The following is an 11,809-nucleotide window of genomic DNA, read 5'->3' as shown; positions in this document are numbered from 1 at the left end:
CTAGGCTCCCGGCCAGCCGCCCCCCGGCGCCGGCGCGGCGGTGCTGACCACGGTGCCGTCCCACGCCGTGTGGTCCATGAAGCGCTCGGCTCCCGGCCACTGCGCGGCGACGACGAAGAGGGTGTCGCCGTCCGCCCCGCCGAGCGCGCAGGCGAACGCGCCGCGGTCGAGTTGCACCCGGTCGAGGACCTGACCGCCCTCCGCGACGCGCACGCAGCACCGGTCGCCGACGTCGGCGTACCAGGCGGCGCCCTCGGCGTCGAGGCAGATGCCGTCGGGTGAGTGGTCGCCGACGCCGGCCCAGACGCGCCGGTTCGACAGCGAACCGTCGGTCGCGATGTCGAAGGCGGTGAGCCGGTGACGGTAGGACTCGGCGACGATCAGCGTGGCGTTGTCGGCGGTGACCGCCATGCCGTTCGGGAAGTCCAGGTCCTCGGCGACCACGCGCGCCCGCCCATCCCCGGTGACCAGTGCGACGAATCCGGGTGCGCTCTCGGCTGCGGGCGGCCCGGCGGCGAAATCGAAGTTGACGTTGTTGACGTAGGTGTTGCCCCTGCCGTCGACGACGATGTCGTTGCTGCCGTAGGGCGAGAGCGCCGACAGGTCCGCGTAGCGCGTGAGGGTCCGGTCCCGCGACAGGCGGAGCAGCGCCCGCTCGGGGCCGGAGGCGAGCACTGGTGTCCCGTCGGGCAGGAAGTCGAAGCACAGCGGCAACGACCGATGTTCGACCACGGCCTCGATCCGGCCGTCCGGGTCGATCGCGTGGATCACCCCGGCCGTCCAGTCCGCGACCCACAGCCGTCCGTCGTGCCAGCGTGGGGATTCCAGCTGGCCGAAACCGCTCGCCACTGTCTGCATCACTCGCATGATCCGCCTCCCGTTGTGTCCCTGGGGAGGTAGACCCCCGGGCCGGGCGAAACTCATCGGTCCGAGGCCGCCGGGGTCTCCGGCTACGGTCGGTCGGTCGACCGGCCGGGCAGGATCACCGCCACCAGCACCGCGCCGACAGCGAGCGCGAGCCCGCCGGCCAGGCTCGCGCTCGCAATCGCGTCCGCGAACGAGGTGGAGGCAGCCTCGAGGAGCGGCTGGGCGTACGAGACAGACAGCGGATTGCCCGCCAGCTCCTGCGCGACCAGCGCCGCGCCGCCGACCGACTCCCGCGAGACCTCCATCGCATAGTCGGCCTGGGCGGCGAGATCCCCGCCGAGCTGGGGGAGCGGCGCGCCGTCGATGAAGCCGGCGATCGAGTCCTTGTAGCTCGCCGCCAGAATGGAACCGAGGATGGCGATGCCAAGCGATCCGCCCAGCTCGATCGCGGTGTCGTTGAGGCCGCCCGCGGCGCCGAGGTCGCTGTCGGGGAAGCTGCCCATGATCGCGTCGGTGGCGGGCGGCTCGCTCAGGCCGATGCCGACTCCGAGCAGGACCAGCGGCACCAGGAAGTCGAGGTAGCCCGAGCCGCCGTCGACCCGCGTCAGCAGCAGCACGCCAGCCGCCGCGAGGACCATGCCCGCCACGATCGCGCTGCGCACGCCGATGCGCGGGGTGATCCGGCCGCTGACCACCGCACCCGCGGTCACCGCCGCGGCGAGGGGCAGCAACCGGACGCCGGTCTCGAGCGGGCCGTAGCCGAGCACGAACTGGAACTCCTGGGCGATGAAGTAGATGGCGCCGAACGCGGACAGGAACAGCAGCAGCACCGCGAGGGTCGAGCCGCCGACGCTGCGCTCGCCGAGCTTGCGCACGTTCAGCAGCGGCTGCGGGTGCCGCAGCTCCCAGGCGACGAACGCCGCGAGCCCGACCAGCGCGATGGCGGCGCCGACGAGCGGGCCTGCGCCCCAACCGAAGTGGAAGCCGTTGATGATCGCGTAGACGAGCGCCCCGATCGCGACGACCGACAGCAGGCCGCCGATCCAGTCGATGCGGCCCAGGCCCTCGGCGCGCGACGGCGGCACGAGGGCGAGTGCGGCGACGGCCGCGACCGCGGCGATGGGGACGTTGATCAGGAAGGTCGCGTTCCAGGAGTGGCTCTCGAGGATCCAGCCCGCCAGCAGCGGCCCGAACGCGATGGCCAGCCCGGAGGTGGCCGCCCAGGCGGCGATCGCGCGGGAGCGCTCCGACTTGGGGAAGGTCGCGACCAGCAGCGAGAGCGTCGCGGGCATGATGATCGCCGCGCCGACGCCCATGGTCATCCGGGCCGCGATCACCGCGGTTGTGGTGTCCGCGAGGCTGCCGAACACCGCGCCGCCGCCGAACACCAGCAGGCCGGTCAGCAGCGCGCCGCGGCGGCTGTACTTGTCGCCGATCACGCCTGCCAGCAGCATCAGCGCCGCGTAGGGCACGGTGTAACCGTCGATGACCCACTGCAGCTGCGCGCTGGTCAGGCCGAGGTCCCGGGTCATGTCCGGCGCCGCCACGATGAGCGCGGTGTTCGCCATCACCACGATCAGCAGGCTCAGGCACAGCACGCCGAGCGCGGCCCAGCGCCAGCGGTAGGGCTGTTCCATCCGGGAGACCGGCTTGGTCGCGAGTGTTGTCATCGTCGGCGCTCCATTCGGCGGCGGCGGTCCGGCGTCCGGACCTATCTGCACATTGATGTGCAAGTTAATAGCTTGCACACTGCTGTGCAACTATGCTTGACGCAGATCACATCGGGCGGCGAGAGGTGGATGCGACGGTGGCGGAGCCGGTGAGGCGTCGACGCAGCGAGGCGCGGGCCAATCGGACGCGCATCATCGACGCCGCGATCGGCGCCTTTGCCGCCGACCCGGACGCGAGCATGGACGACGTCGCGCGTGCGGCGGGCGTGGTCCGCCGCACGGTCTACGCGCATTTCCCCAGCAGGGAGGCGCTCGTCGAGGGCATCGCGGACGAGGCCTCGGCCGAGCTGGTCGCGTCGTTCGGCGCGGACGTTCCGGTGCCGGAACGACCCGACCTGGCGCTCGCCGTCCTCGCCCTGCTGACCTGGCCGGTCGGCGACCGGTTCCGGATGCTGCTGACCTTCGCGCGCAAGGAACTCGGCGAGCAGCGCATCCTCGACCTGATGGAACCGGCGCGGGCGCCTGCCATCGCCATGGTCGAGCAGGGCCAGCGCGAGGGGACCTTCTCGTCGTACCTGCCCGCCGGGCTCCTGGTGGCGATGACCGAGGCCGTCACGATGACCCTGCTCGATCAGGTCAACAAGGGTGGCGTCACCGATTCCGGCGAGTCGTTCGGAGTCGTCTCACTGGTGCTGCTCGGGGTCGCGCCCGATCGTGCGGCGGAGGTCGTCGACGAGGCACGGGCGTGGATCCGGGACGCCGAGGGCGCGCAGGTGCCCGCGGCTGGCCCTGACCGGCGGTAATCGTGTGGGCGGCGCGAACGACCCGCGATAGACTGCGAGGTATCAGGGCGGCCAAGTCCGTCGGGACACGGAACCAGGAAAGCAGGCCATAGCTACCACGTGAGTGCAGACAGCGACATGGGCGATCAGTCGGACGACGCAGGGGGACGCGCTTCGCGCGCAGGGGCGAAGGCCAACGGCAGCCAGGACCGCCCAGCGCAGCGCACGGTGCGGTCGAGCATGGAGGTCTCACCTGACGCGGTGCTCCCGCTGCTCGGTTCCTCGGATCAGAACCTCAAGGAACTCGAACGCGCCCTCGACGCAGACATTCACGTTCGTGGCAACGCGATCACCCTCACCGGCAGGGCCGCGGACGTCGCGCTGGCCGAGCGGGTGATCGGTGAGCTGATCGCCGTCGTCGCAGGCGGCAACACCCTGACCCCCGATGCGGTGCGGCGCAGCGTCGCGATGCTCACCGAGGGCGTCGCCGAATCGCCCGCGGAGGTCCTGAGCCTGGACATCCTGTCCCGGCGCGGCAAGACCATCCGGCCCAAGACGGTCAACCAGAAGCGATACGTCGACGCGATCGACGCGAACACCATCGTCTTCGGCATCGGCCCCGCCGGCACCGGCAAGACCTACCTCGCCATGGCCAAGGCCGTGCAGGCGCTGCAGAGCAAGAACGTCAGCCGGATCATCCTGACCCGACCCGCGGTCGAGGCGGGCGAGCGGCTCGGGTTCCTGCCCGGCACCCTGCACGAGAAGATCGACCCGTACCTGCGGCCGCTGCACGACGCGCTGCACGACATGATGGACCCCGAGGCCATCCCGAAGCTCATGCAGGCGGGGGTCATCGAGGTCGCCCCGCTCGCCTACATGCGTGGCCGCACCCTCAACGACGCGTTCATCATCCTGGACGAGGCGCAGAACACCACGGCCGAGCAGATGAAGATGTTCCTGACCCGGCTCGGGTTCGGTTCCAAGATCGTGGTGACCGGCGACGTGACCCAGGTGGACCTGCCCGGCGGCGCCCGGTCCGGACTGCGGGCTGCCTCGGAGATCCTGACCGACATCGACGACATCCACTTCGCCGAGCTCACCAGCGCGGACGTGGTGCGGCACCGCCTGGTCTCCGACATCGTCGACGCCTACGAGCGTTTCGAGACCGAGCGGATCGACGAGGTCAAGCTCGGCAACCGCTCGCAGCGCCGGGCGGCGCAGGCCCGCCCGTCGCGACGCTGACGCTCGCCCAGCCCACGTGACCACACCGCCCCCGCCCATCACCGCCGCAGGCGGCCCCGAGGAGAACGACTGTCATGAGCATTGAGGTATCCAACGAGTCCGGGATCGACGTCTCCGAGGGCGAGCTGATCAGCGTCGCGCGGTTCGTCATCGGCCGGATGGACGTGCACCCGGCGGCCGAGCTGTCGATGGTGCTCGTCGACCTCGACACGATGGCCGACCTGCACATGCGGTGGATGGACCTGCCCGGTCCGACGGACGTGATGTCCTTCCCGATGGACGAGCTCGAGCCCGGCGGTCGGCCCGACGCCCCCGAACCCGGACCGGCGATGCTCGGCGACATCGTGCTGTGCCCTGCCTTCGCCGCCGACCAGGCAGCCAAGGCGGGCCATTCCACCGCGCACGAGCTGGCGCTGCTGACCGTGCACGGTGTCCTGCACCTGCTCGGCTACGACCACGCCGAGCCGGAGGAGGAGAAGGAGATGTTCGCGCTGCAGAACAGCCTGCTCGCCGACTGGTACGACGAGCTGCGCCTGGCCGAGCGGGAGGCGGAACTGGCCGCCCGTGACAGCAGGCTGCTGGGCAAGACCGGGTTTGTCGACGGCCCCGAGCAGTGAGTGATGAGCTAGTCCAGATCCTGCTCGCCGCGATCCTGGTACCGCTCGGCGGGCTGTTCGCCGCCATCGACTCCGCACTCAACACGATCTCCCGGGCCAGGGTCGAGGACCTGGCCAAGGATGCGCGTCCGGGTGCGCAGCGCCTGCTGATGGTCGTGGCCGACCGGCCCCGGTACGTCAATCTCATGGTGCTGCTGCGGATCCTGGCCGAGATCACCGCCACGGTCCTGCTCGCCGCCGCGCTCCTGGACATGCTCGAGCGGAGCTGGGCGCTGCTGGTCACCGCGGTCGTGATGGTGCTCATCGACTACGTCGCGATCGGGGTGGGGCCGCGGACGATCGGCCGCCAGCACGCGTACTCCATCACGCTCGCCGCGGCGCTGCCGCTGCAGGTGATCGGCGTCCTGTTCTCCCCGATCAGCCGACTGCTCATCCTGGTCGGCAACGCGCTCACCCCAGGTCGGGGTTTCCGCAACGGCCCCTTCGCCTCCGAGATCGAGCTGCGTGAGCTGGTCGACATGGCGCAGGAGCGCGGGGTGGTGGCCGACGAGGAACGCCGGATGATCCAGTCCGTGTTCGAGCTCGGCGACACCCCCGCCCGCGAGGTGATGGTCCCGCGCACCGAGATGGTGTGGATCGAGGCGACCAAGTCCGCGGGTCAGGCGACCTCGCTTGCCGTCCGCAGCGGGCACTCCCGGATCCCGGTGATCGGCGAGAACGTCGACGACATCCTCGGCGTCGTGTACCTCAAGGACCTGGTCCAGAAGACGTACCACTCGACCGACGGCGGCCGGGGCGTCACCGTCGGGGAGGTGATGCGCCCGCCGGTGTTCGTGCCCGACTCCAAGCCGCTCGACAGCCTGCTCGCCGAGATGCAGCGCGACCGCAACCACATGGCGCTGCTGGTCGACGAGTACGGCGGCATCGCCGGGCTCGTCACCATCGAGGACGTCATCGAGGAGATCGTCGGCGAGATCGCCGACGAGTACGACATCGGCGAGATCGCGCCGGTGGAGGACCTGGGCGACGGTCGTTTTCGGCTCTCGGCCCGCCTGCCGATCGAGGACCTCGCCGAGCTGTTCGAGATGGAGATCGACAACGACGAGGTGGAGACGGTCGGCGGGCTGCTCGGCTACGCGCTCGGCCGGGTCCCGCTGCCGGGCTCGGAGGTCACCACCGACGGCCTGATGCTGCGTGCCGAGGGCGGCAGCGACGTCCGAGGCCGGGTCCGGATCAGTACTGTTCTTGCATGGAGAGCGCCCGAACCGGACGCCGACTCGGTCGGCGATGACGAGGGAGACGAGGGCCGACATGACTGAGCATCTCGACGAGGAGGACGCCAAGCTGGTGGTCCTCGCCCGCGGGGCGATGGGCCGAACCGGCGGCGCACAGGGCGCGGCGGTCCGGGACCTCGACGGTCGCACCTACGCCGCAGGCCCGGTCTCGCTCGACGCCCTGACCCTCACCGCATTGCAGGCCGCGATCGCCGCGGCCCTCTCGAGCGGGGCGGAGGGTTTCGAGGCCGCCGCGGTGGTGGGCGACCTGCCCGGCAGCGCCGCAGACATCGTCACCGCCGTCCGGGACAACGAGCCCGGGGTGCTCGCACTGACCGAGGTCACCGCCTCCGCCAAACTGATCGCCGCCCGAGCCGACGGCTCGGACCCCTATGTCATGGGCTGGGAGCCCTACCGACCCATTTCTGGAGATGCCCATGAGCACTGAGACCGAATTCCGTTCCGGCTTCGTCTGTTTCGTCGGACGGCCGAACACCGGCAAGTCGACGCTGACCAACGCGCTGGTCGGCAGCAAGATCGCGATCACCTCGTCGCGGCCGCAGACCACCCGGCACACCATCCGCGGCATCGTGCACCGCCCGCACGCCCAACTGATCCTGGTCGACACCCCCGGGCTGCACCGGCCCCGGACGCTGCTCGGTCAGCGACTGAACGACCTGGTGCGCGACACCTACTCCGAGGTCGATGCCATCGGTCTGTGCATCCCCGCGGACGAGAAGATCGGCCCCGGCGACCGCTGGATCCTCGAGCAGGTCCGCCAGATGGCGCCGAAGACCAAGCTGATCGGCATCGTCACCAAGATCGACAAGGTCAGCAAGCAGAAGGTCGCCGAGCAACTGGTGGCGCTGTCGAAGCTGCTCGGCCCCGAGACCGAGGTGATCCCGGTGTCGGCGGCGTCGGGGGAGCAGGTCGAGATGCTGGTCGATCTGCTGGCGAAGTCGATGGACGAGGGCCCGGCGTTCTACCCGGATGGCGAGATCACGGACGAGCCGGAGGAGACGCTGATGGCCGAGCTCATCCGCGAGGCCGCGCTCGAGGGGCTCGGCGACGAGCTGCCGCACTCGCTGGCCGTGGTGATCGAGGAGGTCATCGAGCGTGAGGGCCGCACCGAGAAGCAGGGCGAGATGCTCGACGTACACGCGCTGCTCTACGTCGAGCGGCCCAGCCAGAAGGGCATCGTGATCGGCAAGGGCGGTGCCCGGCTGCGCGAGGTCGGCACCAAGGCGCGCACCCAGATCGAGAAGTTGCTCGGCACCCGGATCTTCCTGGAGCTGCACGTGAAGGTCGCCAAGGACTGGCAGCGCGACCCGAAGCAGCTCGGGCGCCTGGGGTTCTAGGCGGCTGCGCCGGCCAGTCCCACCAGGCGAGGGCGAGCAGTTGCCGGGTGACAACGGATCCCGTGGAGATGATCGTCCCGGGTCGTAGGCTCGTGCCATGCTGGAGAAGTCCGAGATCCGGTTCCTCCCCCTCGGCGCCCGCCGCGTTGCGTACGAGATTCGCGGGGATGGTCCACCACTCGTGGCTCCGGCGTGGTGGGTGAGTCACCTCGAGCTCGACTGGCAGGGTGTGGGTTTTCGGCGATTCTGGGAGGGAGTCGCAGCTGGCTACACGCTGATCCGCTACGACCGGCTCGGCGTCGGCTTGTCGGACCGCACCTTGCACGATTCGGACCTGAGCCTCGATGGGGAAGTTGCGACGTTGTGCGCGCTTCTGGATGAGCTCGAGCTCGAGCGTGTGTCGCTCATCGGCGGCTCATCTGGGAGCTGCACCGCCATCGCGTTTGCCGCAGCGTTTCCGGAGCGCGTCGAGCACCTGGTGCTGTACGGGTCGTACCCCAACGGTGCGGCGCTGACAACACCGGGCGTGGGGGATGCGATCTTGGCGACGGTGCGCGCGCACTGGGGCCTCGGCTCGCGCCTGCTAGGTGACATCTTCCTCGGTGGCGCCGACCCTGCGGAGCACGAACTCTTTGCGCGGTTGCAGCGGGAGGCGGCGACCGCCGAAACCGCTGCCGCATTGTTGGATCTGGCCTATCACCTCGACGTACGCGCACACCTCCCTCTCGTCCGCCAGCCGGCGTTGGTTGTGCATCGTCGTGGCGACCGCGCGGTACCGTTCCGGCTCGGGCGCGAGGTCGCGGCCGCCATTCCGGGCGCGACCTTCGTCCCGCTGCCGGGAAGCGCGCACTTTCCCTGGCACGATGACACCGATTCCGTGGTCCGCGCGTGCCACCAGACGCTGGCACCGGTGCAGCCGTCGTCGCACCGTGCGAGCGAGCCGGAATCGGTCCTGCTGTCCAGCCGTGAGCGTGAGATCCTCGCCTGCGTCGCTCGCGGTCTCGGCGACCGTGAGATCGCAGAGCAGCTCGTGCTGAGCCCGCATACCGTTCACCGCCACGTTGCGAATATCCGCCGCAAGCTGGGCCGCACCTCACGGACGGCCGCCGTCGCGGAGGCCGCGCGTCTCGGACTCCTGTGAGATGGCCGGAATGGGCCATCTGCAGGAGATGGCCGAACTGAGCGATGTGCGCAACAAGCGGTCGCTCGTACGTTTGACCGCATGACCGAGAACGTAAGCATCGAATCAAGCAACGAACTCCAGGCGAGCCCCCCATCAGCGGCGTGGCTGCGGATCTTCGCGCTGGCGTACGACCCGTTTCTCTGGCTGGGCGAGATCGCAGGCATGCGCCGCCGGCGGAGCTCGCTCCTGGGCGGCGCCCACGGTCGCGTCGTCGAGATCGGCGCCGGGACCGGGCTGAACATCGCGCACTATCCCGACGGGATCGCCGAGCTCGTGCTCGCCGAGCCCGAACCGGGGATGCGCCGAAGACTTGCGCGTCGCCTGCAGCGGCATGCGCCCATCGCGCGGATCGTCGACGCGCCTGCCGAGCGTCTACCGCTCGCCGATGCGTCGGTGGACACCGTCGTCGCGACGCTCGTCCTCTGCACCGTCGACGACCCCGAACTCGCGCTCCGCGAGATCGCGCGCGTGCTCCGCCCGGATGGGCAGTTGTTGTTCATCGAACATGTGCGTGCGAGCTCGCGGTTCCTCGCGGCGTGCCAGGATCTTCTGCTCGATCCGTGGCGACACTTTGCGGGCGGCTGCCGCTGCAACCGCGCGACCGCGGACCTGATGCGCGACAGCGGCTTCACGATCGCAGCCGACGATGCTGTGTGGCGCGGCATGCCGCCGATCGTCCGTCCGCTCGTGTTGGGACGCGCCACCAGGCTCGGCAAGCTGGCGATGGAGTAACACGGTCGATCGGACCGGCCAGTCGACTGCTCCATCTCGGGCGGCCGGTAGCCGGGCCCCGTTCATGGCTGAGCCCCGCCGACCAGCAGCAGGATCGCGGTCGAGACGTCGGTGCCCGCGCCGCCGGTCGCCAGCCGGCGCAGCTGCAGGCCGGTGATGGTCGCGACCAGGGTCGGCGCGATCGCCGCGGCGTCGGGCACGCCAAGCGCCTCGAGGATGGTCACGGTGAGCGTGTCGTAGGCCGCGAAGCAATCGTCGGCTGCCGCTTGCAGCTCCGGGTCGCGGCCGGCCTGGATGTACAGCTCGAACGGCGCCATCCGCTCCGCGTCGAACGCCAGGTCCCGCACCACCTGCTCGGTGAGTGAGGCGGCGTCCTGCACGCTCAAGCCGGTGTCCCGGTACTGCTCGGCCAGGTCGGTCAGCCGGGCGGTCTCGGCGGTGACGAAGCCGAGCAGGGCGTCGCGCAGTAGGTCCGTCTGGCTGGGGAAGTGGTAGGTGATCGAGCCGAGCGAGACCTCGGCCTGCGCCGCGATTCGGCGGTTGGTGACGGCGGCGATGCCGTCGGTGCCGATGATGTGCAGGACCGCGGCGAGGATCCGCTCACGAACCGGGGTCTCGCTCACCGGTCACCACCACTGTTCGGGACGTTCACGGTCCCAACGTAGTTCACGTTCGAGCTGGGCCGCGAGCGAGACCAGCAGCGGTTCGGTGTTGTCGTGACCCATCAGCTGCACGCCGAGCGGCAGGCCGTCCGGGGTGAAGCCTGCGGGCACGTTCACGCTCGGCCAGCCCAGGATGTTCCACGGCCAGGTGTACGGGCAGGCGGCGGTGATCACCTTGTCCGTCTCGAAGTGCCCGATGCCGTCGATCGCGTCCACCGGCGGCGGCGGGGTGGCGGTGGTCGGGGCCAGGATGACGTCGAAGTCGTTGAAGATGGTGCCGATCCGCCTGCGCATGCGCGGCTCGGCGGCGCGCGACGCACGCAACGGCAGGCCCCCCAGTAGCCTGCCGGTGCGCGCGTTGGACAGGGTGCGCGGGTCGAGCAGCGTCGGGTCCGGCACCCGCGAGCGCCACTGCTCCAGCCCTGCCATCGACCGCGGCAGGAAATTCGTGCCCAGCAGCAGCCCGTAGGCGGGGTCCGCGACGGTCACCTCGTGGCCGAGGCGGCGCAGCGCGTGCGCGGTGGCACCGATCGCCTCCTTGACCTCGGGGTGCAGGGTCCTTGGCGTGGCCGTGTAGGGAATCTTCAGCGACAGCGCGATCCGCAGCCGGCCGGGCTCGCGGTCAACGGCATCGCGCACGGTCACCGGCGGGGGCTGGTGCATGTCGCCCTCGTGGCTGCCGGAGACCAGGTCGAGCAGGAGCGCCGCGTCCGCCACCGTGCGGGCGAGCGGCCCCATGACGGTGATGCCGTAGAAGGCCTCGGGCTCGGGCCAGGTGGAGATCCGTCCACGCTGCGGCTTGATGCCGACCAGGTTGGTCCACGACGCCGGGATCCTGACCGAACCCGCGCCGTCCGAGCCGAGCGCGGCCGGTACCAGCCCGGCGGCGACCGCGGCCGCGCTGCCGCCGGAGGACCCGCCGGGGGTCCGCTCGCGCGCCCACGGGTTCCTGGTGTGCCCGAAGCTGCCCCCGGTGAACGGCCACTGGCCGAGCTCGGGGCTGTTGGTCTTGCCGACGATGACGGCGCCCGCGGCGCGCAGTCGCCGCACGACCTCGGAGTCCGCGGTCTTGGCGGGGAACTCGCCCGGGCAGCCGAAGGCCGTCGGTTCGCCGGTGATATCGACGTCGTCCTTGACCGCGATCGGCACGCCGAGCAGCGGCAGGCGCTCGCCCGCGGCCAGCCGACGGTCGGCCTCGGCCGCCTCCGCGAGCGCGGCCTCGCGGCGAACCACCCGGAAGGCGTTGAGGCCAGGCTGGCTGGCGTCGATGGCGTCCAGGCTGCGGCGAACCCGGTCGACGGAGGTGGAGGCGCCGGTCGCCAGGGACTGTGCGGTCTCCTCGAGTCCGAGTTCCCTGGTCTCTTCCATGTGCGTGCTCACTCCGTGCCTCCCGATGACTGTTCGTTCGAACGAACAGTACCT

General features: G+C 70.5%; 12 protein-coding genes. 8 read left to right on the top strand and 4 right to left on the bottom strand.

Features of this window, described 5'->3' with window-relative positions; all coding sequences use genetic code 11:
- Both C8K38_RS10085 and C8K38_RS10080 read right to left on the bottom strand, forming a co-directional pair.
- Positions 1-858, bottom strand: coding sequence for an SMP-30/gluconolactonase/LRE family protein (locus C8K38_RS10085; RefSeq protein ID WP_209926765.1), 858 nt, complete (start codon positions 856-858; stop codon positions 1-3).
- 92 nt (positions 859-950) lie between these two features.
- Entirely contained in the window at positions 951-2,537 is a 1,587-nt protein-coding gene (locus C8K38_RS10080) for an MFS transporter (RefSeq protein ID WP_097211373.1), read from the bottom strand.
- A gap of 92 nt (positions 2,538-2,629) precedes the next feature.
- Between C8K38_RS10080 and C8K38_RS10075 the strand changes: the two genes are divergently transcribed.
- The 8 genes from C8K38_RS10075 (at position 2,630) to C8K38_RS10040 (ending at position 9,725) form a co-directional block, all read left to right on the top strand.
- Positions 2,630-3,340: a TetR/AcrR family transcriptional regulator gene (locus tag C8K38_RS10075; RefSeq protein WP_097211372.1), complete on the top strand. Its 711-nt coding sequence runs from the start codon at positions 2,630-2,632 to the stop codon at positions 3,338-3,340.
- Positions 3,341-3,559: 219 nt separating this feature from the next.
- The gene (locus C8K38_RS10070; protein ID WP_223263808.1) at positions 3,560-4,561 is read left to right on the top strand and encodes a PhoH family protein; all 1,002 of its coding nucleotides are present in this window, start codon (positions 3,560-3,562) and stop codon (positions 4,559-4,561) included.
- Between the two features lie 74 nt (positions 4,562-4,635).
- Positions 4,636-5,178 (top strand): rRNA maturation RNase YbeY, encoded by a 543-nt coding sequence (ybeY, locus tag C8K38_RS10065; RefSeq protein ID WP_097211371.1) that lies wholly within the window; start codon positions 4,636-4,638, stop codon positions 5,176-5,178.
- Positions 5,175-6,497: a hemolysin family protein gene (locus C8K38_RS10060; RefSeq protein ID WP_097211370.1), complete on the top strand. Its 1,323-nt coding sequence runs from the start codon at positions 5,175-5,177 to the stop codon at positions 6,495-6,497. Before ybeY ends, C8K38_RS10060 begins: the two co-directional genes overlap by 4 nt.
- Positions 6,490-6,900 carry a hypothetical protein gene (locus tag C8K38_RS10055; RefSeq protein ID WP_051636960.1) on the top strand — a complete coding sequence of 137 codons (411 nt, stop codon included), beginning with the start codon at positions 6,490-6,492 and terminating at the stop codon, positions 6,898-6,900. Before C8K38_RS10060 ends, C8K38_RS10055 begins: the two co-directional genes overlap by 8 nt.
- Complete coding sequence (gene era / locus C8K38_RS10050) at positions 6,890-7,810, top strand: GTPase Era (protein WP_077042041.1); 921 nt, start codon at positions 6,890-6,892, stop codon at positions 7,808-7,810. Before C8K38_RS10055 ends, era begins: the two co-directional genes overlap by 11 nt.
- A 97-nt stretch (positions 7,811-7,907) precedes the next feature.
- Positions 7,908-8,951 (top strand): alpha/beta fold hydrolase, encoded by a 1,044-nt coding sequence (locus C8K38_RS10045; RefSeq protein WP_097211369.1) that lies wholly within the window; start codon positions 7,908-7,910, stop codon positions 8,949-8,951.
- Positions 8,952-9,032: 81 nt separating this feature from the next.
- Positions 9,033-9,725 (top strand): class I SAM-dependent methyltransferase, encoded by a 693-nt coding sequence (locus C8K38_RS10040; protein ID WP_097211368.1) that lies wholly within the window; start codon positions 9,033-9,035, stop codon positions 9,723-9,725.
- A 62-nt stretch (positions 9,726-9,787) separates the two neighbouring features.
- On the opposite strand, the gene C8K38_RS10035 is transcribed toward C8K38_RS10040, so the two are convergent.
- Together C8K38_RS10035 and C8K38_RS10030 are read right to left on the bottom strand one after the other, a co-directional pair.
- On the bottom strand, positions 9,788-10,348 hold the full coding sequence (locus C8K38_RS10035) for a TetR/AcrR family transcriptional regulator (RefSeq protein WP_097211367.1): 561 nt from the start codon (positions 10,346-10,348) through the stop codon (positions 9,788-9,790).
- Between the two features lie 3 nt (positions 10,349-10,351).
- On the bottom strand, positions 10,352-11,755 hold the full coding sequence (locus C8K38_RS10030) for an amidase (protein ID WP_097211366.1): 1,404 nt from the start codon (positions 11,753-11,755) through the stop codon (positions 10,352-10,354).
- Positions 11,756-11,809: the final 54 nt, after the last annotated feature.

The organism is Rhodococcus sp. OK611, assembly GCF_003050885.1.
Taxonomy (GTDB): domain Bacteria; phylum Actinomycetota; class Actinomycetes; order Mycobacteriales; family Mycobacteriaceae; genus Rhodococcus_G; species Rhodococcus_G oryzae.
Note: the sequence above shows the minus strand (reverse complement) of the source record. Positions and strands in the feature narration are given on the sequence as shown.

Coding starts and splice junctions, on each gene's coding strand:
- C8K38_RS10085 (WP_209926765.1), bottom strand. CDS start 858: ATGCAGACAGTGGCGAGCGGTTTCGGCCAGCTGGAATCCCCACGCTGG.
- C8K38_RS10080 (WP_097211373.1), bottom strand. CDS start 2,537: ATGACAACACTCGCGACCAAGCCGGTCTCCCGGATGGAACAGCCCTAC.
- C8K38_RS10075 (WP_097211372.1), top strand. CDS start 2,630: ATGCTTGACGCAGATCACATCGGGCGGCGAGAGGTGGATGCGACGGTG.
- C8K38_RS10070 (WP_223263808.1), top strand. CDS start 3,560: ATGGAGGTCTCACCTGACGCGGTGCTCCCGCTGCTCGGTTCCTCGGAT.
- ybeY (WP_097211371.1), top strand. CDS start 4,636: ATGAGCATTGAGGTATCCAACGAGTCCGGGATCGACGTCTCCGAGGGC.
- C8K38_RS10055 (WP_051636960.1), top strand. CDS start 6,490: ATGACTGAGCATCTCGACGAGGAGGACGCCAAGCTGGTGGTCCTCGCC.
- era (WP_077042041.1), top strand. CDS start 6,890: ATGAGCACTGAGACCGAATTCCGTTCCGGCTTCGTCTGTTTCGTCGGA.
- C8K38_RS10045 (WP_097211369.1), top strand. CDS start 7,908: ATGCTGGAGAAGTCCGAGATCCGGTTCCTCCCCCTCGGCGCCCGCCGC.
- C8K38_RS10040 (WP_097211368.1), top strand. CDS start 9,033: ATGACCGAGAACGTAAGCATCGAATCAAGCAACGAACTCCAGGCGAGC.
- C8K38_RS10030 (WP_097211366.1), bottom strand. CDS start 11,755: ATGGAAGAGACCAGGGAACTCGGACTCGAGGAGACCGCACAGTCCCTG.